Below are 23,364 nucleotides of genomic sequence, written 5' to 3' on the forward strand. Positions count from 1 at the left end.
GGCGATCAGAGCCTTTCGACAAGATAGGTCGTTCGCTGTGCATAAATTGCGCCGGGGCGCAGGATCGTACAGGGAAAATCCGGCTGGTTGGGGCTGTCGGGAAATGCCTGTGTTTCAAGACAGACACCGGAATTCGGGCCATAGATACGGCCGCCCAATCCGACAAGGCCCGGTTCGATCATCGACCCGTCATAGACCTGAATCCCTGGTTGCGTGGTGTCGATGTGCAGGCGCAGCCCGGCGCGTGCTGCGGTCAGTATGGCGGCCGGGCGCAGGGTGCCCCCCGGGCGCAGCACAAAGTTATGATCCAGCATTTCGGGACCAAAGGCGCGGGGCCGGCGGAAATCGAACTGCGTCGCGACAACCCCGGTGATTTTGCCGGTGGGGATCTTGCCTGCATCGACGGGGGTATAGGCATCGGCAAAAAGCTGCAACATATGCCCTGACAGGTCGCCGCCCCCCTCAAGGTTGAAATAGCTGTGCTGGGCAAGGCTGACCGGTGTTGGCCGGTCGGTCATGGCGCCCAGTTGCATGGCAAGCCTGTCACCCGGTCCAATGGTGTAGAGGCACGTCAGATCGACGGCGCCGGGAAACCCCTGATCGCCATCGCCCGTGTGCAGCCCAAGCAAGACATGACTGGCTGAATGATCCAGGATATTCCAGATCCGTCCGGAGATACCCCCGTTCCCGCCGTGCAGGGTGTGACGCTGGTTCTCGTTGCGGTCCAGGGTGTATCGTTGGCCGTCGAGCGTGAATTGCCCCTGCGCGATGCGGTTGGCATATCGCCCCACCACCGCACCGAAATAGGGTGACAGGGCGGGATAGGGCGCAAAATCGTCAAAGCCCAGAACGATGGGCTGTCGGTCATTGTTGCGCAGCAGTGACAGATCACGGATCACCGCGCCCCAGGTCAGAACCTTGGCCTGAAAACCGCTGTCCGATGTCAGGGTGATCTGGTGGATGTCCCGCCCACCGTGCCGGGCAAACCGCACGGCGCCGTGCAGCGGTATTGTCATCGCGCGCCCGCGCCCCGGCCGGCCCGGTTGGTCAGTTGGGCCTGCAACATGACCACCGCCAGCAGGAACAGCCCGCGGATCACCGACTGCCAATAGGCCGAAAGTGAAATCCAGCCCTTGCCGTTTTCGAAATTCAGGACGTTGAATACCACGCCCAGCAAAAGAACGCCCGCCAATGTGGTGACAACCGACCCGGAACCACCGGTCAAAAGGGTGCCCCCGACAACGACAGCGGCAATGGCGAACAGTTCCCACCCGACGCCTTCGATGGGTTGACCGGCCCCGAACTGGGCGGCCAGTATGACCCCGGCCAATCCCGCGCACCCGCCCGAGGCGAGATAGACAAGGAATTTCACCCGCCCCACCGGCAACCCCATCATCCGCGCGGCATCTTCGTTGCCCCCGATGGACAAAACCGTGCGCCCCGTGCTGGTAAGGTTCAGAACGACAGACCCGGCGATATAGGCCGCAAGCGCGATCAACGCAGGCACCGGCAGGCCCAACAGATTGCCCTGTCCCAGCCATGTGAAATCTGTCGCATAGGATACGGCGATCGATTTGTTGTCCGCCAGCAACAACGCCGTACCGCTGGCCCCCAGCATCGTCGCCAGGGTGACAATGAAGGGCATGATCTTTAACCGCGTCACGATCAGCCCGTTCAGCGCGCCCACCGCCAATCCGGCCCCGACCCCTGCCAGCATTCCGGGGAGCAGGCCATAGGGGCTGGCATGCGCTGCCACAACAGAGCCAAGGGCGGCAACCGAACCGACAGACAGGTCGATCCCTTCGGTCATGATGACAAAACACATCCCCAAAGCAACCAGCGCGAACATCGAGTTATAGCGCAGGACGCTGAGAATGTTGAAAGCGCCAAGAAAGTTGTCATAGCGCAGCCAGCCAAACAGGATCACCAGCGCCAGTGCCAGAACCACCCCGTAGCTGGCCAGCAGCCGGCCGGTGTTTATCTTGCCGCTCATGCCGACCGCCCCCGTTCCTGCAACCAGACGGCGCCGACAATGATCGCGGCCTTGACCACCAGCGCGGCCGCATCGGGCACCCCGTTGGCCAGCAGCGTATAGCGCACCAGTTGGATGGTCAGGGCGCCAAGGATCGTGCCGATGATCGTCGCCCGCCCCCCGCTGAGCAAAGTACCCCCAACGGCGACGGCGGCAATGGCGTCAAGCTCCATGTTCTTGCCCACAAGGTTGGCATCCGACGCCGAATTGATCGCGATCACGATCAGCCCGGCCACCCCCGCCAACGCGCCGGACAGGGCATAGACCATGATCTTGACCCGCCCCGTGGCAATACCGGACAGGCGGGCGGCGCGTTCGTTGCCGCCGATCGCCAGAATCTGTCGGCCAAGGTTGGTGCGCGCCAGCATCAGCGCCGCCAGTACGGCAATCACCACCATGATGATCACCTGCACCGGCAATCCCGCAATCCGGCCCAGCCCGATGAATTGAAACTCCGGCACCCGGAACACCTGAATGTTGCCGTTGGTCATCACCTGCGCAATCCCGCGTCCGGCGATGAACAGAACCAGCGTGGCGACGATGGGCTGGATGCGAAACCGTGCAATCAACCAGCCATTGAACGCCCCGCACAGGGCCGCCGCCCCAATGGCCAGACCGATGCCCAAGGTAACGGCCAGCGGCAACGAACCAATGGCGAACAATTTGCCCATGAACACCATCGGCGCGATGGCCCCGGCGATGGCCATCAGCGATCCGACCGACAGATCAATGCCTCCGGTGGCGATCACCAATGTCATTCCGATAGCGACAATGACGATGGCGCAGACCTGTGTAAGGTTCACGTTCAGGGTTTGCATGGTGGCAAAATTTGGCGTGACGGCGAGATTGAACAGAACAAGCAGCCCAAAGGCAATTCCGGTACCGTATCTGGCAAGGATGCCGGTCAGGGTGATGCGACGGGCCACAGCAGTGTCAGACATGGGCAGGTCCCGCCAATGTGCCATCGTCGCCCGGGCCGCCGTGGACCGGACCTTCGGCCATGGCGGCCAGAACGGCGTTTTCGCTCAGACCCGCGCGGGCAATATCGGCGACGGTGATGCCATCACGCAGAACGAACACGCGATCGGCGCCTTCCACCACTTCCTCCAGTTCGGACGAGATCATCAGCACCGCCAGCCCCTTGTCGGCCAGCGACCGGATCAATCGCTGGATTTCGTCCTTGGCGCCCACATCGATCCCGCGGGTTGGTTCGTCGAGGATCAACAGCCGGGGCGACATCGACAGCCAGCGCGCCAAAAGCACCTTTTGCTGATTGCCCCCCGACAGTTCGCTGATCTTCTGCTCCGGGCCGGTGCATTTGATTTTCAGCCTTTCGATGAAATCCAGAGCAATGGCATGCTGCCGGGCGGCATCCACAATTCCGCTTCGCCCCAGCGCCGGGCGCAGGGCCAGCATCATGTTGTCGGCCACGCTCATGTGCGGCACGATCCCTTCCTCTTTGCGGTCTTCGGTGCAAAATCCCAGACCGGCGGCAATCGCTTCGGCCGGGGCCTGGGGCCGGTGGGGGGCGGCGTCAAGTGTCATCGCCCCGGCCCGTGGCGCCATGTCGCCAAAGATCAGTCGCGCGGTTTCCGACCGTCCCGCCCCCAGCAAACCGGCCAGCCCGATAATTTCACCCTCGCCCACGGCCAGCGACACATCGCGCGCAAGGGCGCCGTCCGACAGGCCCGTAGCCTCGAGCACGGTGGCACCGCGCGCGCGCCCCGGTGCACCAAACCCGGTGGCGTGGCCTTCGGAGCGGGCCACATCGCGGCCCAGCATCGTCGAGACAAGATCCATCTTGCCGATGTCCGGCAACGGGGCGACTTTCACCGTGCGGCCATCGCGCATGATCGTCACCCGGTCACAGACAGCATAAAGTTCGTCCAGCCGGTGACTGACGAACAGCACCGATATGCCATCATCGCGCAATCCACGGATCACGTCGAACAGCACCTGAACCTCGCGATCATCCAGCGATGATGTGGGTTCATCCATGATCACCAGACGGGCCGAAAAGCCGACCGCGCGGGCAATGGCGACCATCTGTTGTGTTGCAGTGGCAAAATGCGCCAGTGGCGCATCTACATCCAGGGTCAGGTTGAAACGCGCCAGCAGCCGCCGCGCCTCGGCCCGCATGGCGCGCCAGTCCAGCAGACCGAACCGGCGCGTTTCCCGCCCCAGACAGATGTTTTCCGCGACCGAACGTTGGGGAACAAGATTGATTTCCTGATAAATCGTGCTGATCCCCGCATCCTGCGCGGCGCGCGGCGATGCAACTTCGAACGGCGCGCCAAGAAACCGCACATCGCCCGTGGTCTTGCGGTGGTACCCGGTCAGCACCTTGATCAGCGTGGATTTTCCGGCGCCGTTCTGACCGATCAAAGCGTGAACTTCGCCCGTTTCCACGGTCAGCGACGCATCGGCAAGGGCGGTGATGCCGCCAAACGTCTTGGTCACGGATTGGATGGTCAACAGCGGGGGCGCCATGGGCACTCCTGTATAGCAAAGCAGAATGGTGGGGGTAAGCAGGGGGCGGCAGCCGGTGCCACCCCCTTTGATGCGATGTCAGTAGGCGGCAGCCAGGCTTTCCTTGGCGTTGGAGCTGTCATAAAACCGGTCAGGGTTGATCAGCTTGGCCGGAATATCGGCGCCGCTCGCATAGTCCACTGCGGTTTGATATGCCTTGGGGCCAAACAGGGGGCTGCATTCACAGACGGCGGCAACCTTGCCGTCAATGATCAGCTGCACGATCTCTTTGCCACCATCGATCGACAGGATTATCACGTCCTTGCCCGGCACTTTGCCTGCGGCCTCGATTGCGGAAATCGCGCCAATGGCCATTTCATCGTTGTGGGCATAGATCACATCGGCGTCGGGGTGGGCCTGAAGCAGCGTTTCGGCCACCTGACGGCCCATATCCCGTGAGAAATCGCCGGTCTGCGATGCGAGGATGGTAAAGCCCTCGGTTGCGTTGATCACGTCGTCAAAGCCCTTTTTGCGGTCATTGGCGGGGGACGAACCGGTGGTGCCCTCAAGTTCGATGATCTTGGATTTGCCATTTGCATTGGCGACCAGCCAATCGGCAACCCGTTTTCCTTCCTCGATGAAATCCGACCCGATGAAGGTCACGTAATCTTCGCCGGCGGTGGCCAGTGACGGATCGACGTTGCGGTCCAGCAGGATCACCGGAATGCCGGCACCCTTGGCCGAACGGATGGCGGGAATCAGCGGAATTTCTTCGCGCGGAGCGAGAAAAATCAGATCGACACCTTGGGCAATCATCGAATTCACGTCCGAAACCTGCTTGGCGGCAGATCCCGCAGCGTCGGTATAGACAAGCTGCCAGCCCCGCGCGGCGGCTTCGTCTTTCATTGATTGGGTCTGGGCCAGGCGCCAGGGGTTGTTGCTTTCGGTTTGTGCAAAACCAACCTTATAGCTGTCCTTGACGGCCAGTGGCGGGGCGCTTGCAAAGGCGGCGCGGGCAAAGGCGGCGGCACCTGCGGTAATCATAAGACGACGACGTGAAATGCTCATTCTGGTCTCCTCCCAAAGGCCGATAGATGTGGACACGGGGAAACGCTGTGCTATTTATATTTATAAGTCAATGACTATTTATAATCATCAACAAAGCCTGTAGCCCCGTTGTGAGCCATGGTATTGAGGGTGTGGTCGGCGAGTGCCCGGCAGGCGGAGAACAGCATGAACGCCAAGAACGATCCGGCCCCGGCCAACCCACCGCGAAAGCGGCGACAGGCCAAAGGCGGCCAGCGACGCGTCACCATGACAGATATTGCCGGTCTTGCCCTTTGTTCGCAGGCGACCGTGTCTTTCGTGCTGAACCGAACCCCCGGTGTCACCATATCCGACGCCACCCGCGCCCGGGTGATCGAGGCGGCGCGCAGGCTGAATTATGGCGCGTCCGGCATGGCCCACCGCGACCCCGCCGAAAGCCCGGGCAACGCGGCAGGTGGCAAGAAACAGGTTATCGGTTTTATCGTGGATCAACTGGCCACCAGCCCCGAGGCCGTGGTGGCCATCGACGGTGTCCGACAGGCCGTCTGGGACGACGGGCGCCTGATCATGGTCGCGCAAACCATGAATGACCCCGATGTCGAGGAACGCACGGTCCAAACGCTGTGTGATGCGGGGGTCAGTGCGCTGATTTACATGACGATTTTTACCCGTCATGTCACCCTTCCTGCGTGGATCACCGACCTGAAGGTGCCGGTCGTTCTGCTGAATTGTTACAGCAAGGGGGCGGCGCTGCCTGCGGTGGTGCCCGGCGAACTGGCGGGGGGCGCACGGGCCACCCAACATCTGCTGGATCATGGCCACCGCCGGATCGCCACGATCACGGGCGAGCCGTGGATGGAGGCGACACGGGACCGGTTGAAAGGGTATCACCGCGCGCTCCAAGCCGCCGGAATCCCCATGGACCCCGACCTTGTGATCGAAGGCGACTGGTCAGCCAGCGCCGGGTATGAGGCGACGCGCCGGTTGCTGTCGCTTGACCAGCGGCCGACCGCGATCTTCTGTCAGAATGACCGGATGGCAATCGGCTGTTACGAGGCGATCAAGGAAGCGGGGTTGGTGATCCCCGACAACATTTCGGTGGTCGGATACGACGATGAAGAAATCTCGCGCCATTTGCACCCACAGTTGACCACGCTGGTTTTGCCACAGCGGGCTATGGGGGCCTGGGCGGTCCGCCAGATCGACGACGATTCACCGCCGGTCAAGCGCCGGGTCGCTGTGCGGCTTGACTGTACGCTGGTAGAGCGCAAGTCGGTCGCGGCGCCCGGGCTTGCCATTGGCTGAACCGCACGGCGCCCGCGCGCATCTGTCAGGGATGACCGACATTGGCGGGACGTAACCGGTGTATTGGTCAAAAGCCGCTGATATGTGGCAACCAGGTGCTGAGCGCGGGGACGAAGGTAAGCAACATCAGGACGATCAGGTTTGCCAGAAAGAATGGCGGCAGTTCGCGCACCAAGGCCGCGGGCCGAAGATCCGCCGCCGAGGACACGACGAAAATCAGGCTGCCCACAGGCGGTGTCGTCAGGCCCAGTGTCAGGTTGACGATGACGACAATGGCAAAGTGATCTGGCGCAATTCCCAGGGAATGGCTGATCGGGGCAAGGATCGGGACAAGGATCATGACGCCGGGAAGCGGATCCATGAACAATCCGAAGATCAGCATCAACACGTTGACCGCCAGCAGAAACAGAATGGGTGATAATTCCCACCCGATGATCGTTTCGGCAAGGAACTGAGGCACGCCTTCGATGATCAGCACCCAGGCGAACGCCCGCGCCGCCCCGAGGATCAGCAGCACCGCGGCGCTGATCAGCGCCGCGCGCAGGATGATCCCCGGCAAATCGCGCCAACGCAGGGCGCGATAGATCACCATGCCACAAAACATTGCATAGAATACGGCGATCACCGATGCCTCTGTCGGGGTGAAGATGCCACCACGGATGCCGCCGATGATCAGAATGATCAGCCCCAGCGCCGGCAGCGCCATGGCGGTGTTGCGCAGCATTTCGGCCTTGCCCGGACGGGGCGCCGTGCTGCGATAATTGCGTTTGCGACTGACATGCCAATTCGCCGCGAGGTTGCCGCACCCCAGCAACAGCCCCGGCACAACCCCCGCCATGAAAAGCGAGCCAACCGACACCGCCTGATCCTGCAACGCATAGATGATCATCACGATCGAAGGCGGAATGATCGGTCCGATCACCGCGCTGGAAATGGTCAGCGCGCCGGCATAGCTGCGATCATAGCCACCCTTTTCCATCATGCGGATCATCATCGCCCCCGGCCCTGCGGCATCGGCAAGCGCCGACCCGGAAATACCGGCGAACATGGTGGATGAAATCACGTTGGCATAGCCAAGGCCCCCGCGCAGGTGCCCCACGAATTGCGAGGCAAAGCGCAACAACATCTGGGTGATCGCGCCACCGGTCATGATTTCCGCCGCGAGAATAAAGAACGGCACCGCCAGCAACGGAAAGCTGTCCAGCCCCGCGAACATTTCCTTTACAACAACGATCTGCGGGTACGAGCTGCCCAGACCGATGGCGACGAACACGGAAATGGCCATGGCAAAGGCCACCGGCAACCCGAGGGCAAGCAGAACGAAAAGGGCGATAAACAGGATTTCAGCCACTTGCGCCACCGGGCATGGCATCGACCTCGGCCCCTGCTTTCTTGTAGTGGCCCGCGAGAACAAAGGGTTTTGCGATCAACAGCAGATGCACGATCAAAAGGCAAAACCCGACCGGCATCGCCGCATAGACATAGCCAAAGGAAAGCCGTAGCGCCGGGGTTTTCTGAAACCGGGCGCGCTGCATGTATTCCAGCCCGACATAGACCATAAAGGCAAAGAAGATCAGCAGCGCCAGAACGATCCCGGCGCGCAAAATTCGTTGTGTGCGGGTGCTCAGGACATCGTGCAGGTTGGTGATCGCCACATGGCCACCTTGCCGCAACGCCAGACCGGCGCCCAGAAACGTCATCCAGATCATCAGGTATCGCGCCGCTTCATCCGCCCAGGACAGGGAATGGTTGGTGGTATAGCGCAGCCCGACATTGGCGCCGACAATCAGCGCCATGGCAGACAGGATGGCAATAACAACCGCCCCGTTCAGCGAAACGAATATGCGTTCGAGCTTGGGCACCGTCCCTCCGGCGATAGAAAACGAAGCGGCTGGCGACATGGGCCGCCAGCCGCTTTTGCATTTACGTCATGGATTATTCGGTCGCCGCGATACGGTCGATCAGATCCTTGCCATAGGTTTTATAGTAGTCCTCATAGGCGCTTTCGATTGCCGCGCGGAACGCCGCCTTTTGTTCAACCGACAATTCGTTGACCTGCATGCCGCGCTCTTTCAAGGTGGCGACGCCGGTTTTTTCGACATTGTCCACATAGGCGCGCATGGCGGTCACGGCTTCGGTTGCGCCTTTTTCAAACGCGGCCTTGTCCTCATCCGTAAGGCCATCCCAGAATGGCTTGGAGATCAGCAGCATGGCCGGGGAATAGACGTGGCCGGTCAGGGTCAGATATTTCTGCACTTCGTTCAGCTTGACTGAAACGATCACCGAAAGCGGGTTTTCCTGACCGTCGATCGTGCCCTGTTGCAGCGCGCCGATTACTTCGGGCCATGCCATCGGGGTGGGGGCGGCGCCAATGGCATTGAACGCCTCCAGGTGAACCGGGTTTTCCATCGTGCGCAGCTTCATGCCCGCCAGGTCTTCGGGGGTTTCGATCGGGTTGCGGTTGTTGGTGATGTGGCGAAACCCCTGTTCGCCCCAGGCCAGCGCGACCAGACCGGCATCATCGAACTTGGCAAGGATTTCCTGCCCGATGGGGCCATCCAGCACATGGCGCGCGTGGTCCAGACTGCGGAACAGGAACGGAATGTCCGTAACACCGGTTTCGGGAACAAAGTTGCTGAGCGTCCCTGTTGAAACGATCGCCGCCTCGATGGTGCCCAGTTGCAGACCTTCGACAACTTCACGTTCGCCACCCAGACCGGATGAGGGGAAATGCCGGAACTTGAATTTGCCGTCTGTCTCGGCCTCAACCACTTCCTGCCATTTCTCGGCGGCGACACCGTAATGGGAATCGGGCGCCAGAGCATAGCCGATCTTGACCTCGGTTTGGGCCGCCGCCGCACCGCCGGCAATCACCGCCGCGACCGCAACCAGCGCCGTTTCACGAATTCTGCTGAACATCATATGGTCCCCTCCTCTATCGCCACATTGTGTGTTGCGAATTGCTATCCTGCGGCCCGTGCAATGGCAATCCCGATATCAGGCCCCCTTTGCGGGCAGGGGCGCGTCGATCGTGTGACTTTTGCACAGGGGGACGGGAACCTTTTGCGCCAGGCTGCATCAAAGGGACAAGTGCCACAGAAATGGCGCTGTTGTGAGACTGAAAGGATACAACATGATCAAATCCCTTTTGCTGGGTGCCACCCTATTGGCCGCATCCGCAACCCTTGCCGCCGCCCATGACGAAAAGGCGCTGCTTCAGGCGCCTCCGGGTGATCCCTATGTGCAGGTAAGCGATGTCTTGCCCTTGCCTGCATTTCTTCCGGGCTTGGGGACGCTGTTCGTGGATGCGAGCAAACTGCCCGCGGGGCCGTTTCTTGCCTATGACCATGACGGAAAACTGTCAGCCACGGTTTACATGACCCCGCTTGATGACCTCAAGAACGGGGTTTCGTTCGATGATCTGCCGGTTGGGATGCACAATGTCAGCTCGGTCGACATCTATTACAACGCGGGGCATCCCGGCGTTGACAAACCCCACGCCCACGTCGTGCTGTATCACGATGACGGCGCCAAAGAGCGGTTGGCGAAATGACCCTCGCCCGACGCAGCTTTGTGATGCTGGGGGGTGGCATTCTTGCCACCCTTTCGCTCCCCTTGCCTTTGCGCGCCGCACCGCTGCCGGTGATCGAAATGCGCGGCACCGCCCGGGGGGAACATGTTTGGTTCTCGCCACAGGGCCTTGCGGTTTCGCCGGGCACGACGATCCGTTTCGTCAATCGCGACCCGGGCAACAGCCATACGTCCACGGCCTATCACCCTGATGTGTTTGACCGGGTCCGCCGTATTCCGAACGCGGCAAAGCCGTGGGACAGCGGGTTTCTTTTGCCTGACGAAAGCTTTGACGTTACGCTCGATGTGCCGGGGGTTTATGATTACTATTGTATCCCCCACGAAATGGCGGCCATGGTCGGGCGCATCGTCGTCGGCACGCCCGATGACAAAGGGTGGGAAGGGCCGAGCGCGGACACCGACGATGTGTCGCCCGAGGTGCTGGCGGCGTTTCCTGATGTGAAAGACATCCTCGCCCGTGGCCGGATCGACCGGAAAGGCAAGGTATGACCGCGCAGCCGAACCACCACGATGCCGCGCGCTCGGAGACATCGACCCCCGAAGAGCAACTGATCGCGGCGGCCCGAAACGGCAGCGAAACCGCCATTCGCGAGCTGATCCGGCGGATGAATCCGCGCCTGTTCCGGGTTGCGCGCGGAATTGTGGCCAACGACGCCGCCGCCGAGGATGTGGTGCAGGAAACCTACCTCAAGGCGTTCACCCGGCTTGAGACATTTCGCGGCGAGGCGCGGTTTTCCACCTGGGTGACCCGTATCGCGCTGAACACCGCCCTGATGCAGGTTCGCCGTGCCCACCCAGAAGAGGAATACGACACCGTGGCCGAAGTTGACCAAAACAGCACCGGCATCCTTGCCTTTCCCGGTCACACCCCCGACCGGCCCGAAGCGGCGCTGGGGCGCACGCAGATGCGGGTGTTTCTGGAGGATGCGGTTGCCGGTCTGCCCAGTGAACTGCGCCTGCCGTTTCTGATGCGCGAAGCCGAAGGGATGAGCGTGCGTACCATCGCTCAGGATCTGTCGCTGAACCCGATTACCGTCAAAACCCGCCTGTTCCGTGCCCGCAGACGGTTGCGGATCGCGCTTGAACAGCGGGTCAAGGGCGGGTTTGACGCGATCTTTCCGTTCGATGGTGCCCGCTGTGTGGGCATGGCAAACCGGGTCATTGCACAGTTGAAGGCCGCCCGAGACATTTAGCGTTGCGGGCTGCCCGCCCTATAATTGGCATTTACAATACCTATTATTCGCCCTAGCCTTCCCGTGCAGCAGCATCGAAGGCACGGCGATCTTGTGGCCGCAGGCAGGCCGCCCTGCGCCGCCTTTTCCAATGCCCTGCATCTGCTTTGGAGGCCTTGGTATGACAGCACAATCCGACATCACGATTTCCCGCGTTTATGATGACCCGGCAACGGACAAGCGCGCCCGGATTCTTGTGGATCGGGTTTGGCCGCGGGGCGTGTCCAAGGATGATCTGGGGCACGATGCCTGGATCAAGGACGTGGCCCCCAGCACGGAACTGCGCAAATGGTTCGGCCATGACCCCGAAAAATGGGCAGAGTTCCGAAACCGTTACATGCATGAATTGAAGGAAAACCCCGATGCCGTTGATCGTTGTCTGGAATGGTGTGCCAAAGGCCCTGTGACGCTGCTTTATGCGGCAAAGGATCGCGACCACAATCAGGCGGTTGTGTTGCAGGATTATCTGGCGCAACGCATGAAGGGCGGGGCGGCATGACGACACATGGGCGGATCCGGGCGGAATGCTGCGACATGTGGCCGCGATGGGCCTGAAAAAGCCCATTTTCCCGCCATTTAGCACAATTTGTCGCTTCGGGTGGGCCTTGTGCGAGACATGAGGCTTGCGATAGCTCACAACTTTATGGTGAACTCACGGTCAATCAACTTTGGGTGAGCCGCAATTCCGCCGCGCCGGGGGCTTTTCCGGGCGGGGGCAGAAACGAAAGGTTACAGCATGGGTGTCCTGATTGTCCTTATTCCCGTATCGCTGGTGATGGGTATCGCGGGGCTTGCCGCCTTTCTGTGGAGCCTTCGCGCCGACCAATACGAGGATCTGGCGGGTGATGCCGAACGTATTCTTTACGCCGAAGATCGCCCGATTGCCCGCAACCCCAGACATACGGCCCGCCAACAAAAGGAGACGGCCCCTTGATGACACGGTTGAACACAGGAGAACGCCAGCTTGCCATGCTCCTGACCGGCGTGGTTGCCCTTGTTGGCCTGCTGATGGCAGCGGTCGGGCATGGCGATCCGATGGGTGCCCATGGCTGGATCGTGCTGATCTTTGCCGGGGGCCTTTTCGTGGTCGCCATGAAGGCATTGTACGACCCCGAACCAACCGAGGACCGCGCCACAACCTATTACGACGACCCGACCAAAGCCGGAATCATTCTGGCGCTGATCTGGGCGGTTGTCGCCATGGGGATGGGCGTTTGGGTGGCGTCGCAACTGGCCTGGCCCGATCTGCGGTTTGACGCCCCCTGGTCCAGCTTCGGGCGTATCCGGCCCGTGCATACCTCGGGCGTGATCTTTGGCTTTGGCGGCAACGCTCTTATCGCCACGTCGTTCCATATCATGCAACGCACCAGCCGCGCCCGGATGGCGGGGCATATTTCACCCTGGTTTGTGCTGATGGGGTTCAACCTGTTTTGTATCGTTGCGGCGTCGGGTTATCTGATGGGGGTGACCCAATCCAAGGAATACGCCGAGCCGGAATGGTATGCCGATATCTGGCTGGTGATTGTCTGGGTGGTGTATTTCGTGCTTTACATCCGTACGCTGGCCCGCCGGAACGAACCGCATATCTATGTGGCGAACTGGTATTATCTGGCGTTCATCCTTGTTGTGGCAATCCTGCACATCGTCAACAATCTGGCGGTTCCAGCGTCGTTTGCCGGGGCGAAAAGCTATTCCGCCTTCTCGGGGGTTCAGGATGCGATGACCCAATGGTGGTATGGCCATAATGCGGTTGCGTTTTTCCTGACCTCGGGCTTTCTGGGGATGCTCTATTACTTTCTGCCCAAAAGGGCAGGGCGGCCGATCTATTCTTACCGGCTGTCGATCCTGTCGTTCTGGGGGATCACGTTCTTTTATGTCTGGGTTGGTTCGCATCACCTGCATTACACCGCCTTGCCCCAATGGGTGCAGACCCTGGGCATGACCTTTTCGATCATGCTGCTTATTCCCAGTTGGGCCAGTGCGGGCAACGCGCTCATGACGCTGAACGGCGCTTGGCACAAGGTGCGCGACGACGCCACCCTGCGGTTCATGATGGTGGCCGCGGTGTTTTACGGGCTGTCCACCTTTGAAGGGTCGTTCATGGCGGTGCGCCCCGTCAATTCACTGTCCCATTACACCGACTGGACTGTCGGGCATGTTCATGCCGGGGCCATGGGTTGGGTTGCGCTGATCACCTTTGGGTCGATTTACGCGCTGGTGCCGGTGCTGTGGCGCAAGGAATCCATGTATTCCTGGAAACTGGTCGAATGGCACTTCTGGCTCGCGCTGGCGGGCACGGTGATTTACGTTTTCGCCATGTGGAACAGTGGCATCACCCAGGGGTTGATGTGGCGCACCTATACCGAAAGTGACACGCTCGCCTATTCCTTCGTCGATACTCTGGTGGCGATGCATCCCTATTATATTGCCCGGGCGCTGGGGGGCGGGTTGTTCCTTGCGGGGGCGGTTCTGGCGTTGATCAACGTCGTCATGACCGTGCGCCGGGTGCCTGACCATGCACCGCAACGCGATTATCCGACACGTTCCGAAGCGGGCGAACCCGCCGTGCCGGCAGGAGAGTAAACCGATGTTCCGAAAACTGCTTTCCCCATTCGCGCGCCTGTTCGAATTTCAGGCGAAAACCCACTATCGGGCTGAACGGCATTCGATGGCCCTGACCATTGGCATTATCGTTGCCGGCAGTGTCGGCGGCTTTGTCGAGATCGCGCCCCTGTTCACCATTGATGACACCGTTGAAGCCGCCCCCGACATGCGGCTTTACACCCCGTTGGAGCAGGCAGGGCGTGATATCTATGTCCGTGAGGGGTGCTATGCCTGTCACAGTCAGATGATCCGCTCTTTGCGCGACGAGGTGGATCGTTACGGGCCGTATTCGCTGGCGGTGGAATCGAAATACGATCACCCGATGCTTTGGGGATCGAAACGCACCGGGCCGGATCTTGCCCGTATCGGCGAAAAATATTCGGATTATTGGCAGGTGCGCCACCTTGTGAATCCCCGCGACGTCGTGCCTGAATCGGTGATGCCGCAATATGCCTTCATGCTGGAGCGCGAACTTGAGGTGGACAGCCTGCCGGATCGGCTCGCGGCGCTGCGCGCCGTTGGCGTTCCCTATACGGATGAACAGATCAAGAATGCCGCGCTTGACGCGGGGGGCAGGCGCTCCCGGATTCGGATCGTGCAGATGGTGTTTCTGAACGCTATGGTGATGAAACCAACATCCGCGCATTTGACGGGCGCCCCGGACAGTTGACCGAAATGGATGCGCTGGTGGCCTATCTTCAGATTCTCGGGGGCCTGACGGACGTGGCGGCAAAGACCGAACCGGAAAGAGGGGAGTGAACAGATGGAAATCACCCATGAACTGACCTCGATGGTCGCCAAATCCTTTGGGCTTTTCTATCTGATTGCCCTGTCGGTCGGGATAACCATCTATGCCTTCTGGCCGTCCCTTGGGAAACGGTTCGACAAGGCGGCAAACAGCATTCTCGATGATGAGGACGGGCCATGTCAGTAAAAGAACGCGACCCGCTTACCGGGCATCTGACCACCGGGCATGAATGGAACGGCATCACCGAACTGAACACCAAGGTGCCGCGGGTGATCTGGTTTTTCATCATCGTCACCCATATCTGGGCGGTGATCTACTGGGTGCTGATGCCTGCATGGCCCTTGGGGGATACCTATACCAAGGGCATTCTGGGCGTTGATCAACAGAAACGGGTTGAACGCCAGGTTGCCGAAGCGAATGTTGAACGCTCGGTCTGGACCAGCCAGATCGCCGCGCTTGCCCCCGATGACATCCGCGCCGATCCAGCCCTCATGCGCCATGTCAACGACACTGCGCCGATGCTGTTCGGCGATAATTGCGCCGCCTGTCATGGCATCAATGCGGCTGGCGGCCCCGGCTTTCCCAGCCTTGTGGATGCCGCCTGGCTTTGGGGTGGTGATGCGGACACGATCATGGAAACCCTGCGCGTCGGCATCAATGCCCCCCATCCCGACACCCGCTATGCCGAAATGCTGGCCTTTGGCCGCGATGGCATGCTGGAGCGCGACCAGATCCGTATTGTCGCCGATTATGTGCGATCCCTGTCGGGGCTGGAAACCGACGCCAGCCAGGAGCGCCTTGCCGAAGGGGCCACGATTTTTGCGGACAACTGCGCCAGTTGCCATGGGGACGATGGCACGGGATCGCATGATGTGGGCGCCCCGAACCTGACCGATGCCAACTGGATTTACGGGAGCGATGATGCGACATTGTTCACGACCATCTATGGTGGGCGGCACGGCTGGATGCCCTCTTGGGAAAGTCGCCTGACCCTTGCCGACCGGAAGATTCTGACGCTCTATGTTCAAGATCTTGCAAAGGAGACGGACCATGCTGATTAATCGCCCGCGACTCTTTGCGGTCACCACGGCGTTTCTTGTGGTCGCGCTCTTTGTTGCGGCCAATACACATCTGGTTGCGGTTTCACTGTCGTCGCAACCAGACTGCGTTCTGACATCCACAGAAGGCGCCGCGTCCTATCGCGCGGCGAAACCCGCATGCTGAACGATCAAGACACCCCCGCCCCCCGAAGATCTGGATGAGGATCACGGGATGATCCCCAAGGTGGTGCCGCCGCTGCCCCGCAAAAAGACCCATGCCCGTGAATTGCCCTGGCGGACAGCATTTTCGTGGTTGCGCGCCGGATGGTCCGATTTGTGGACAAACCCCCTGCCCAGTCTGGTCTATGGCGTGGGGGTGTTTCTGGTGTCGGCGTTCGTCGTCTGGTTCCTGTTCCGTCTTGAATACGATTATGCGCTGTTTCCCGCGCTGGCCGGGTTCATGGTGGTTGGTCCCCTGATTGCCAATGGTTTGTATGAAAAAAGCCGCCGCCTGGAAGACGGCGAACACACCGGTTTTGGCCAGATGATATTTGTCAGGCCGCAGGCTGGTTCGGGCTATTTCATGGGGGTGTTGCTGTTGGCGCTGTTCATGCTTTGGATGCGCGCTGCCGTGTTGATTTATGCGTTGTTCTTCGGAATGGTCACCTTTCCCGGCACGGCCGAAATCGTGCCGATGCTGTTCCTGACCCCGACCGGTTGGGGATTGTTGGTTGCGGGCGGCGTTGTGGGGGGGCTGTTTGCGGCTTTCGCCTTTGCCATCAGCATTTTCGCGGTTCCGATGTTGTTGACCGAACGGGTTGACGCCATGACGGCCCTCGGGACCAGCATGGCGATGGTCTGGAGCAACCTTCCCGTGATGCTCGCCTGGGGGGCCATTGTTCTGGGCCTGTTCCTGGTGTCGGTTCTGACGGCCGGGCTTGGCCTTATCCTGGTGTTTCCGGTGCTGGGCCATGCCACTTGGCATGCCTATCGCGCCATTCGCGGCCCAAATCGGGACGGCGAGGAAACCCAACGCATGTTCATCCAGCCCGCATGATCACCCGTGATGCCCCAGGCTGGCCAGACCCCGGCATTTTGCCGGGCGTGGGGGGCGCATGATGGCGTCACTGTTTGATCTGACCGGTAAAACCGCCCTTGTCACCGGTTCGTCTCAGGGTATCGGGTTGGCGCTGGCCCGGGGGTTGGCGAATGCTGGCGCGCGGGTCATTTTGAACGGGCGTTCCCAAGGGAAACTGAAATCCGCCGGCGATGCCATCGGGGCCACTGATATGTTGTGTTTCGATGTCACCGATGCCGACGCGGTGCAATCCGCCATTGGCGGGTTTGAAGGGGCGGGAACGCCGATTGATATCCTGGTCAACAATGCCGGCATGCAGCTTCGTGGCCCGTTGGAAGATTACGACCCGGCGGATTTTGATCGTCTGATGCGCACCAACGTGCATTCGGCGTTTTATGTCGGGCAGGCCGTCGCGCAACGGATGATCCCGCGCAAGGCGGGCAAGATCATCAATATCGCCTCGGTTCAATCTGCGCTCGCCCGGCCCGGAATCGCGCCCTATACGGCCTCGAAAGGCGCGATCAGCAATCTGACCAAAGGCATGGCGACCGATTGGGCGAAACATGGGTTGCAGATCAACGCAATCGCCCCCGGATATTTCAAAACGCCGCTGAACGAGGCGCTTTATACCGACGATGCGTTCAACCAATGGCTGTCGGCGCGGACCCCGGCAGGGCGCTGGGGTGAGGTGGAGGAATTATGCGGCGCGGCGGTGTTTCTGGCCTCTGCCGCGTCAAGTTTCGTGAATGGTCAGACGCTGTTTGTGGATGGCGGCATCACCGCCTCGATTTAGGGCCAGGCCGGCGCCTGAAACACATCGTCCATGTGGCTGCCCAACAAGGGTTGGCGCGCGATCCTCATAAAGTCACGGGGGGCGCTGGTGGCGGCGCCCAGGGCATCGCCCACCGATATACCCACATGTTCGACCAGCCGGGCGACCGAGGTTTGCAGATCAATATGCGCGCCGGCAAGTGAGCCTTGGGCATTGACCAGTTTGCCGCCCTGCACGCGGATGGTTTCGCCATAGATTTCAAAATGATCTGGCCCGGCGATCGTGGACATGGCATCAGAGACCAGAACCATGCGCCCTTTGCGCGGGCGGGCGCGAAAGGCGAGGACGGTCATCCTGTCATCCACATGATGGCCGTCAGCAATGATCCCGCAAAACGCATCACTGTTGATGGCAGCCCCGACAATGCCGGGGGCGCGTGATGTCATCTGGGGCATCCCGTTGAAAAGATGGGTAAAACCGCGCAATCCTTCGGCAAGGGCCTGTTCTGTCTGTGCGGCGCTGGCGGCACTGTGCCCGGCGGCGACGGTCACGCCCATGGCGGTCAGATCGGCGATGGTACCCGGTTCAAGGGTTTCGGGCGCAACGGTGAGCAGCACCGGCAGATCGTGCTGGCGCAGGCGTTCAAGCAGGGCGCGGGTGCGGGCATCAAACGGGCGGATGCGCGCCGGATCATGGGTTCCTTTGTGGGCAAGGCTGATGTGCGGTCCCTCAACGTGAATGCCAAGCACGCCGTTTTTCCCATGTTCGCCCAGCACCGCCATGGCGGCGCGTTCGGTGATGTCGGGGTGGTCGGTGATGACCGTGGGCAGGATGAACGGCGTTCCCACCGAACGGTGTGCGCTCGCAATCGCGCGCACGCCTTCGGGGGTGGGATCATTGTTCAGCATCACGCCCCCCGCCGTTGACCTGCACATCAAACAACCCCGGCGACAGGATCACCGCCAGCGGTTCGGGTTCGATGCCGGGGGCCAATGTGGCGCTATCGGCCAGATCGACAATTCGGTCATCCTCAATGGCAATGGCGATATTGCGCGACAGGGTTTCGCCGTCAAATACCCCAGCGGGCAAGACCCAACGCATCACGCGGCCTCAAACAGATAGGGCGACAGCATGTCCTGAATCTGTGCCCAGACCAGCGCCCGCGCCCAGCCCCCGGCGACCTGTCCCAACGCCTGCGCCCGGGCAATGACGGCAGGTGCAAAATACTGCTCGGTCAGGGGGTGGGGGCGGGTTGTTCCAGCGCCTTGAACAGATCGGATACAGCCGCCTGCGCCCCGGCTTCGGGCCAGTAATACCGGATGCGGTCGGCATAGCCAAAATGGCGCTGAAGGTGCAGTTCCTGTTCGCTGCCCTCATAATGTTTGCGCCAATGATCGGGATTGGCCAGCATCAGCCTCTCCATCACATCCGACAGGTCGTGGCCGCTGCGCGCGGGTGTGGTCCATTTTGAGATGCCGTCCAGCGCATAAAGCGCCTGACGATAGGCAAAGGTCAGGGCCGGGCCGACCTTGTGGATGGCAAAATGGCGGCGCGCCAGTTCGGGATACACCGCATCATACTGGTAATCGGTTGAATGGGCCTCAAACGCGATGTTGGGATGGTCGGACAGGGCCGCTGACAATTTGTCAGGCGCATCCATATCAAAGCGGTCGATGTGGGTCGGGGCAAATTCCAGCCCCGGTTGCACCACCAGACCGATGACACGATCCCAAGCCCCATCCAGCCCCTCGGCGTGGAATGCGGTTTGGTGGCGTTCCAGCGTGTGGCGGGCGCGTTCGGGCAGGGTGGCGACAATCGACTGGCCGCCGTCTTCGGTGCGCGCACCGCCGGGGGCGGAACTTCGGTTCCGACAACATAGCTCAGCAGCGATGGATCGGGCGCGTGGGCCTCGCAGACGGCGGCAAGGGCGGCGGCGCGGGTGGCGCTGATGTCATCGTCCACCTGGGCCGGTTCACCGGCGCAGCCTTCGGAACAATCGAGGTGGATCTTGGTAAACCCCGCCTCGACATAGGCGCGCATCAAATCCCTGGCGTGGCCCATGGCCGTTTCAGCGTCCGAGGCACGCCAGACCTGCGGCCCAAGGTGATCGCCGCCAAAAACCACCAAATCCGGGTCAACGCCCAGTGCCTTGGCGCGGGCCCGGACGTTTTCGATGAACATGTCGGGGGTCATGTCGGTATAACCGCCGAACTGGTTCACCTGATTGCTTGTGGCCTCGACCAGGATCGCGCGGCCGGTTTCCTGCGCCAGCAGTAAAGATGCGCTCAGCACGTCCGGTTGCGCGGAACAGACCGAAGCGAGGGAAATGGTTTCACCGGCGCGGTTGCGCGCCACGATGTCGTTTACAAGGCTCATGACTCAGGCCCTTTCGATGGTATCAAGCGCCAGCAACGCGGCCCCCCGGCCGCCGCTGCTGTCGCCAAACATTGGTTTCAGGATTTCGGGGCGCCGGACCGTTGGCAGGGCAACCCGGTTCAATGCCACGCTCAGACGTGTTTCCAGCCCGGAAATGTTGGACAATCCGCCCCCCAGAACGATGCAATCGGGGTCAATATGCAGTTGGATCGTGTGCAGCAGTTCGGCGGTCAGCTCGGCCCAGACCTCCAGCACCTTTTTGTTGTCGGGTGTGTCCGGGGCCGCGGCAATTTCGATGGCGGGGCGGGCGGTTCCGGTGATGGTGCGCGAAAGATGTGCCATGCCGGTGCCAGAAATCAGGGTTTCGGTGCATCCCGTTCGCCCGCAGCCACAGGGCAACAATGGCAGATCATGGGCGGCCACCACATGGGCAGGAAGGGCGTAATGGCCGATTTCGCCGGGCAGGCCGTTATGGCCCAGCACAAGCCGGCCATCCTGACACAGACCGCCCCCCAACCCGGTGCCAAGGATCAGGCCAAAGACGCGGGCGTGGCTCTGGCCCGCGCCGCCGCAGGCCTCGGACAGGGTGAAACATTTGCAATCATTGGCCGACACGATCGTCCCGCCAAGTCGCTGCGCCAGATCGCGCGCAAGGGTCTGGCCATTGGCGGCCAGATTGGCCGTGACCGACAGCCCGGTCTGCGGGTCGACAAGGCCGGGAATGCCGATGCCCACGGGCAGATCCGGGTTCTCCGCCTCTTCGCGCAGCCAATGCACCTCGTGTTCCAGGGCGCTTAGCAGATCGGAATAGGATTCGCGCGGGGTTGGCCGCCGCCGCGATGCGAGGGCGGTCATCCCCCGATCAAACAGCGTCGCGGCAATCTTGGTGCCGCCCAGATCAATGCCCGCGACCACCGCCGCGCCGCAATCAGGAATAGAGCCGGACATTCGCCACCACCCGCGTCAGATTGCGCCCTGCAAAGGGATCGTCAACGTTCAGTTCAAGGGATTTCGACCAGGCAACGGACAGGCGTTGTGCCACCACGACGGCAACCGGCGTGGTCCAGACATCGTCAAGCGCGCAGTCGAACGCAATGTCGGGGGCATCGCAGCCGTCGATGTTCTGACCGATGGTTGTCACCGGAATGGTCGGAAACTGGGCGCGGATTTCGGTTGCGATGTCGGAATCGTATTTGCGGGTCAGAGGGTGCGCCGACAGAAAGATGTAAACGGCGGTTTGATCGTCAACCACCGCCTTGGGGCCGTGGCGAAACCCAAGAGTGCTGTCCCAGGACGTGACAACCCGCCCCGCTGTCAGTTCCAGCACCTTCAACGCAGATTCACGCGCCGTTCCCTGAAAGGCGCCTGACCCCAGGAAAACCGCGCGTTCCGGGCGCGCCAGATCCAGATCATGGGCAAGAAGCCCGCGCCCGGCATCCGCCAGCGCCTGAGTTGCGGCGGCCAGATCCGTGATCGGGGTATCGTCAAGACAGGCCAGCGCCGTCAGCAGCATGGTGGTATAGCTGGAGGTCATGGCAAACCCGGTATTGTGGCAGGCGTCGGGCAGGACGATGACCTGGGCTTCGCCGCTGCCTGTTGGGGCGCGTTTTGCCAGAACGCTGTCCTTGTTGCAGGTGATGTTCAGCCGGTCCGCATCAGGCGACAGACGATCCAGCAGATCCATCGTACCGATGCTTTCCGAACTGTTGCCACTGCGCCCGAACGAAACGACAAGGGGGCGCATGCCGGGGCGGAAAAATCCTGCGGCCGCGCCACAAGATCGGTGGTCGGCACGTTGCGCAGCGAAATGCCACGCCGGTGGTTCAGCGCGACGGCCAGAGAATCGCCGATAAAGGCCGATGTCCCGGCGCCACACAGCCAGATTTCATCGGGCGCGCGGCGCGCGATCCAGTCGCGCACCTCTGTGGCGCGGGCGGTCAGTTCACTGGTCCAGGCGGCCCAGATATCGGGCTGGGCGGCGATTTCGGCTTCGGTGACAAAGTTTTCGGTCATGGTTTTCCTCTGGTCTTTCGATCGGCCGGGGGAATGTCGGCCAGTATGAGCTGTGTCGTTGTTTCTTCGATTTCGGCGCGCATCTCGGGGCGCAGGGCGCTGTCTGAGACGATGATATCCACATCCGTAAGATCACAAATGTGGTGCAGGGCCGGGCCTTTGAATTTGCCCGCATCAACCAGAACCACCACGCGTTTGCTGGCGCGGATCATGGCCCGGTTCAAATGTGCCTCTTCCTCGTTATAGGTCGATAGCCCGTATTTCGGATGCAGGGTATCGGCCCCGAGATAGGCCGTGTCGACGGTCATGTCCGCCAGGTTCGTTTCGGCCATCCGCCCGGCCAGCGACAAGGGGCCGGTCCGCAAGACGCCACCGGGCATCATAAGGCGGTGCTGTTCGGAATTGCGCAGGATCAGCACGGCGTTGAGGCTTGTCGTCAGAATCGTCTTGCCCGGCGCCGCCACCAGATTTTCGGCCATGAACTGAATGGTGGACCCTGAATCAAGCAGCAGCGAGCGGTCGGCGGCCGCCAGTTCGGCGGCGCGTGCGGCGATGGCCTGTTTGGCGCGTCGGTTGACGATTTCCTTGTCTTTCAGGCGCGGTTCAAGATCGGCCGAGGCGGTCATATCGTTGGTCGCCAGTGACATGGCAAAGGACAGGCGCAGGTCGGGCAACCCCTGATAGCCGTAATGCCGGGCAAAGCGGATCAGGGTGGGTTCACTGACGCCAACCCGTTCCGACAGGGCGCGCATCGGGCTGTTGATGAATTCACGGGGTTCGGCAATCACAAAATCGGCGATCTGACGAAAGGCGCGGGACAGCGCATCGCGGTCATCACAGATGCGTTGGAATATGTTGTCTGTGTCGTTCATGACGTTGTCTCCGATTGCGACAATTACTTTCATAAAACTACATTATTGGCAACAGTGAATTTTTTACGTCGCGTAGTTCGTAGTAAAACAACAAAAATTCCCCCAGAATGGTCCGAAATTGTGTCTGCTTAATAAAAATATGTTGCAAAACTACATTGATCTGCCTAGGTTCGGCAAAATCAGAG

General features: G+C 61.0%; 26 protein-coding genes and 2 pseudogenes. 13 read left to right on the plus strand and 15 right to left on the minus strand.

What is annotated here, in order from left to right; all coding sequences use genetic code 11:
- Positions 1–5 precede the first annotated feature (5 nt).
- From AC0L7P_RS20165 to AC0L7P_RS20185, 5 genes are all read right to left on the minus strand, one after another.
- The gene (locus tag AC0L7P_RS20165) at positions 6–1,016 is read right to left on the minus strand and encodes an aldose epimerase family protein (RefSeq protein ID WP_473435911.1); all 1,011 of its coding nucleotides are present in this window, start codon (positions 1,014–1,016) and stop codon (positions 6–8) included.
- Positions 1,013–1,993 carry an ABC transporter permease gene (locus tag AC0L7P_RS20170; protein WP_473435912.1) on the minus strand — a complete coding sequence of 327 codons (981 nt, stop codon included), beginning with the start codon at positions 1,991–1,993 and terminating at the stop codon, positions 1,013–1,015. The genes AC0L7P_RS20165 and AC0L7P_RS20170 overlap by 4 nt, the downstream gene beginning before the upstream one ends.
- The gene (locus AC0L7P_RS20175) at positions 1,990–2,973 is read right to left on the minus strand and encodes an ABC transporter permease (RefSeq protein WP_473435913.1); all 984 of its coding nucleotides are present in this window, start codon (positions 2,971–2,973) and stop codon (positions 1,990–1,992) included. Before AC0L7P_RS20175 ends, AC0L7P_RS20170 begins: the two co-directional genes overlap by 4 nt.
- A complete protein-coding gene (locus AC0L7P_RS20180) occupies positions 2,966–4,522 on the minus strand; it encodes a sugar ABC transporter ATP-binding protein (RefSeq protein ID WP_473435914.1) in 1,557 nt (518 codons plus the stop codon). The genes AC0L7P_RS20175 and AC0L7P_RS20180 overlap by 8 nt, the downstream gene beginning before the upstream one ends.
- Positions 4,523–4,600: 78 nt before the next feature.
- Positions 4,601–5,569 carry an ABC transporter substrate-binding protein gene (locus AC0L7P_RS20185; RefSeq protein ID WP_473435915.1) on the minus strand — a complete coding sequence of 323 codons (969 nt, stop codon included), beginning with the start codon at positions 5,567–5,569 and terminating at the stop codon, positions 4,601–4,603.
- Between the two features lie 246 nt (positions 5,570–5,815).
- Between AC0L7P_RS20185 and AC0L7P_RS20190 the strand changes: the two genes are divergently transcribed.
- On the plus strand, positions 5,816–6,853 hold the full coding sequence (locus tag AC0L7P_RS20190) for a LacI family DNA-binding transcriptional regulator (RefSeq protein ID WP_473436230.1): 1,038 nt from the start codon (positions 5,816–5,818) through the stop codon (positions 6,851–6,853).
- 67 nt (positions 6,854–6,920) lie between these two features.
- Here AC0L7P_RS20190 and AC0L7P_RS20195 read toward each other — a convergent pair whose 3' ends face one another.
- The 3 genes from AC0L7P_RS20195 to AC0L7P_RS20205 all read right to left on the minus strand — a co-directional run bounded on the left by AC0L7P_RS20195 (position 6,921) and on the right by AC0L7P_RS20205 (position 9,772).
- Positions 6,921–8,204 (minus strand): TRAP transporter large permease, encoded by a 1,284-nt coding sequence (locus AC0L7P_RS20195; protein WP_473435916.1) that lies wholly within the window; start codon positions 8,202–8,204, stop codon positions 6,921–6,923.
- Positions 8,197–8,715 carry a TRAP transporter small permease gene (locus AC0L7P_RS20200; protein ID WP_473435917.1) on the minus strand — a complete coding sequence of 173 codons (519 nt, stop codon included), beginning with the start codon at positions 8,713–8,715 and terminating at the stop codon, positions 8,197–8,199. Before AC0L7P_RS20200 ends, AC0L7P_RS20195 begins: the two co-directional genes overlap by 8 nt.
- A 73-nt stretch (positions 8,716–8,788) precedes the next feature.
- The gene (locus AC0L7P_RS20205) at positions 8,789–9,772 is read right to left on the minus strand and encodes a TRAP transporter substrate-binding protein (RefSeq protein WP_473436231.1); all 984 of its coding nucleotides are present in this window, start codon (positions 9,770–9,772) and stop codon (positions 8,789–8,791) included.
- 214 nt (positions 9,773–9,986) lie between these two features.
- Between AC0L7P_RS20205 and AC0L7P_RS20210 the strand changes: the two genes are divergently transcribed.
- The 12 genes and pseudogenes from AC0L7P_RS20210 to AC0L7P_RS20265 all read left to right on the plus strand — a co-directional run bounded on the left by AC0L7P_RS20210 (position 9,987) and on the right by AC0L7P_RS20265 (position 17,939).
- Positions 9,987–10,406: a hypothetical protein gene (locus tag AC0L7P_RS20210; protein WP_473435918.1), complete on the plus strand. Its 420-nt coding sequence runs from the start codon at positions 9,987–9,989 to the stop codon at positions 10,404–10,406.
- Positions 10,403–10,933 carry a plastocyanin/azurin family copper-binding protein gene (locus AC0L7P_RS20215; RefSeq protein WP_473435919.1) on the plus strand — a complete coding sequence of 177 codons (531 nt, stop codon included), beginning with the start codon at positions 10,403–10,405 and terminating at the stop codon, positions 10,931–10,933. Before AC0L7P_RS20210 ends, AC0L7P_RS20215 begins: the two co-directional genes overlap by 4 nt.
- Positions 10,930–11,637: an RNA polymerase sigma factor gene (locus tag AC0L7P_RS20220; protein WP_473435920.1), complete on the plus strand. Its 708-nt coding sequence runs from the start codon at positions 10,930–10,932 to the stop codon at positions 11,635–11,637. Before AC0L7P_RS20215 ends, AC0L7P_RS20220 begins: the two co-directional genes overlap by 4 nt.
- Before the next feature lie 160 nt (positions 11,638–11,797).
- Positions 11,798–12,175, plus strand: coding sequence for a DUF488 domain-containing protein (locus AC0L7P_RS20225; protein ID WP_473435921.1), 378 nt, complete (start codon positions 11,798–11,800; stop codon positions 12,173–12,175).
- Positions 12,176–12,412: 237 nt separating this feature from the next.
- Positions 12,413–12,610: a cbb3-type cytochrome oxidase assembly protein CcoS gene (gene ccoS / locus AC0L7P_RS20230; RefSeq protein WP_473435922.1), complete on the plus strand. Its 198-nt coding sequence runs from the start codon at positions 12,413–12,415 to the stop codon at positions 12,608–12,610.
- A complete protein-coding gene (gene ccoN / locus AC0L7P_RS20235; RefSeq protein WP_473435923.1) occupies positions 12,610–14,259 on the plus strand; it encodes a cytochrome-c oxidase, cbb3-type subunit I in 1,650 nt (549 codons plus the stop codon). The genes ccoS and ccoN overlap by 1 nt, the downstream gene beginning before the upstream one ends.
- An 85-nt stretch (positions 14,260–14,344) precedes the next feature.
- A pseudogene (gene ccoO / locus AC0L7P_RS20240) lies at positions 14,345–15,039 on the plus strand (cytochrome-c oxidase, cbb3-type subunit II).
- Between the two features lie 4 nt (positions 15,040–15,043).
- The gene (locus tag AC0L7P_RS20245) at positions 15,044–15,214 is read left to right on the plus strand and encodes a cbb3-type cytochrome c oxidase subunit 3 (RefSeq protein ID WP_473435924.1); all 171 of its coding nucleotides are present in this window, start codon (positions 15,044–15,046) and stop codon (positions 15,212–15,214) included.
- Complete coding sequence (gene ccoP / locus AC0L7P_RS20250) at positions 15,205–16,089, plus strand: cytochrome-c oxidase, cbb3-type subunit III (RefSeq protein WP_473435925.1); 885 nt, start codon at positions 15,205–15,207, stop codon at positions 16,087–16,089. The genes AC0L7P_RS20245 and ccoP overlap by 10 nt, the downstream gene beginning before the upstream one ends.
- Positions 16,079–16,252: a hypothetical protein gene (locus AC0L7P_RS20255; protein ID WP_473435926.1), complete on the plus strand. Its 174-nt coding sequence runs from the start codon at positions 16,079–16,081 to the stop codon at positions 16,250–16,252. Before ccoP ends, AC0L7P_RS20255 begins: the two co-directional genes overlap by 11 nt.
- A 48-nt stretch (positions 16,253–16,300) precedes the next feature.
- Entirely contained in the window at positions 16,301–17,125 is an 825-nt protein-coding gene (locus AC0L7P_RS20260; RefSeq protein ID WP_473435927.1) for a DUF2189 domain-containing protein, read from the plus strand.
- A gap of 58 nt (positions 17,126–17,183) precedes the next feature.
- Entirely contained in the window at positions 17,184–17,939 is a 756-nt protein-coding gene (locus AC0L7P_RS20265) for an SDR family oxidoreductase (protein WP_473435928.1), read from the plus strand.
- On the opposite strand, the gene AC0L7P_RS20270 is transcribed toward AC0L7P_RS20265, so the two are convergent.
- From AC0L7P_RS20270 to AC0L7P_RS20300, 7 genes and pseudogenes are all read right to left on the minus strand, one after another.
- Positions 17,936–18,826 (minus strand): N-acetylglucosamine-6-phosphate deacetylase, encoded by an 891-nt coding sequence (locus tag AC0L7P_RS20270; protein WP_473435929.1) that lies wholly within the window; start codon positions 18,824–18,826, stop codon positions 17,936–17,938. The genes AC0L7P_RS20265 and AC0L7P_RS20270 overlap by 4 nt on opposite strands.
- Positions 18,813–19,019, minus strand: coding sequence for a hypothetical protein (locus tag AC0L7P_RS20275; protein WP_473435930.1), 207 nt, complete (start codon positions 19,017–19,019; stop codon positions 18,813–18,815). The genes AC0L7P_RS20270 and AC0L7P_RS20275 overlap by 14 nt, the downstream gene beginning before the upstream one ends.
- A 133-nt stretch (positions 19,020–19,152) precedes the next feature.
- Positions 19,153–20,294 (minus strand): annotated as a pseudogene (locus AC0L7P_RS20280) (class II D-tagatose-bisphosphate aldolase non-catalytic subunit).
- A gap of 3 nt (positions 20,295–20,297) precedes the next feature.
- Complete coding sequence (locus AC0L7P_RS20285; protein ID WP_473435931.1) at positions 20,298–21,242, minus strand: ROK family protein; 945 nt, start codon at positions 21,240–21,242, stop codon at positions 20,298–20,300.
- Complete coding sequence (locus tag AC0L7P_RS20290) at positions 21,223–21,978, minus strand: AgaS family sugar isomerase (RefSeq protein WP_473435932.1); 756 nt, start codon at positions 21,976–21,978, stop codon at positions 21,223–21,225. The genes AC0L7P_RS20285 and AC0L7P_RS20290 overlap by 20 nt, the downstream gene beginning before the upstream one ends.
- Positions 21,936–22,307 carry a hypothetical protein gene (locus AC0L7P_RS20295; RefSeq protein ID WP_473435933.1) on the minus strand — a complete coding sequence of 124 codons (372 nt, stop codon included), beginning with the start codon at positions 22,305–22,307 and terminating at the stop codon, positions 21,936–21,938. Before AC0L7P_RS20295 ends, AC0L7P_RS20290 begins: the two co-directional genes overlap by 43 nt.
- Positions 22,304–23,179 (minus strand): DeoR/GlpR family DNA-binding transcription regulator, encoded by an 876-nt coding sequence (locus AC0L7P_RS20300; RefSeq protein WP_473435934.1) that lies wholly within the window; start codon positions 23,177–23,179, stop codon positions 22,304–22,306. Before AC0L7P_RS20300 ends, AC0L7P_RS20295 begins: the two co-directional genes overlap by 4 nt.
- Between the last annotated feature and the right edge of the window lie 185 nt (positions 23,180–23,364).

The sequence above is a fragment of the Oceaniglobus sp. K40-3 genome (genome assembly GCF_055808395.1).

Coding starts and splice junctions, on each gene's coding strand:
- AC0L7P_RS20170 (WP_473435912.1), bottom strand. CDS start 1,993: ATGAGCGGCAAGATAAACACCGGCCGGCTGCTGGCCAGCTACGGGGTG.
- AC0L7P_RS20290 (WP_473435932.1), bottom strand. CDS start 21,978: ATGGATCTGCTGGATCGTCTGTCGCCTGATGCGGACCGGCTGAACATC.
- ccoS (WP_473435922.1), top strand. CDS start 12,413: ATGGGTGTCCTGATTGTCCTTATTCCCGTATCGCTGGTGATGGGTATC.
- AC0L7P_RS20175 (WP_473435913.1), bottom strand. CDS start 2,973: ATGTCTGACACTGCTGTGGCCCGTCGCATCACCCTGACCGGCATCCTT.
- AC0L7P_RS20190 (WP_473436230.1), top strand. CDS start 5,816: ATGACAGATATTGCCGGTCTTGCCCTTTGTTCGCAGGCGACCGTGTCT.
- AC0L7P_RS20275 (WP_473435930.1), bottom strand. CDS start 19,019: ATGCGTTGGGTCTTGCCCGCTGGGGTATTTGACGGCGAAACCCTGTCG.
- AC0L7P_RS20225 (WP_473435921.1), top strand. CDS start 11,798: ATGACAGCACAATCCGACATCACGATTTCCCGCGTTTATGATGACCCG.
- ccoP (WP_473435925.1), top strand. CDS start 15,205: ATGTCAGTAAAAGAACGCGACCCGCTTACCGGGCATCTGACCACCGGG.
- AC0L7P_RS20295 (WP_473435933.1), bottom strand. CDS start 22,307: ATGACCGAAAACTTTGTCACCGAAGCCGAAATCGCCGCCCAGCCCGAT.
- AC0L7P_RS20270 (WP_473435929.1), bottom strand. CDS start 18,826: ATGCTGAACAATGATCCCACCCCCGAAGGCGTGCGCGCGATTGCGAGC.
- AC0L7P_RS20260 (WP_473435927.1), top strand. CDS start 16,301: ATGATCCCCAAGGTGGTGCCGCCGCTGCCCCGCAAAAAGACCCATGCC.
- AC0L7P_RS20245 (WP_473435924.1), top strand. CDS start 15,044: ATGGAAATCACCCATGAACTGACCTCGATGGTCGCCAAATCCTTTGGG.
- AC0L7P_RS20255 (WP_473435926.1), top strand. CDS start 16,079: ATGCTGATTAATCGCCCGCGACTCTTTGCGGTCACCACGGCGTTTCTT.
- AC0L7P_RS20285 (WP_473435931.1), bottom strand. CDS start 21,242: ATGTCCGGCTCTATTCCTGATTGCGGCGCGGCGGTGGTCGCGGGCATT.
- AC0L7P_RS20265 (WP_473435928.1), top strand. CDS start 17,184: ATGATGGCGTCACTGTTTGATCTGACCGGTAAAACCGCCCTTGTCACC.
- AC0L7P_RS20180 (WP_473435914.1), bottom strand. CDS start 4,522: ATGGCGCCCCCGCTGTTGACCATCCAATCCGTGACCAAGACGTTTGGC.
- AC0L7P_RS20185 (WP_473435915.1), bottom strand. CDS start 5,569: ATGAGCATTTCACGTCGTCGTCTTATGATTACCGCAGGTGCCGCCGCC.
- AC0L7P_RS20210 (WP_473435918.1), top strand. CDS start 9,987: ATGATCAAATCCCTTTTGCTGGGTGCCACCCTATTGGCCGCATCCGCA.
- AC0L7P_RS20220 (WP_473435920.1), top strand. CDS start 10,930: ATGACCGCGCAGCCGAACCACCACGATGCCGCGCGCTCGGAGACATCG.
- AC0L7P_RS20205 (WP_473436231.1), bottom strand. CDS start 9,772: ATGTTCAGCAGAATTCGTGAAACGGCGCTGGTTGCGGTCGCGGCGGTG.
- AC0L7P_RS20300 (WP_473435934.1), bottom strand. CDS start 23,179: ATGAACGACACAGACAACATATTCCAACGCATCTGTGATGACCGCGAT.
- AC0L7P_RS20165 (WP_473435911.1), bottom strand. CDS start 1,016: ATGACAATACCGCTGCACGGCGCCGTGCGGTTTGCCCGGCACGGTGGG.
- AC0L7P_RS20215 (WP_473435919.1), top strand. CDS start 10,403: ATGACCCTCGCCCGACGCAGCTTTGTGATGCTGGGGGGTGGCATTCTT.
- ccoN (WP_473435923.1), top strand. CDS start 12,610: ATGACACGGTTGAACACAGGAGAACGCCAGCTTGCCATGCTCCTGACC.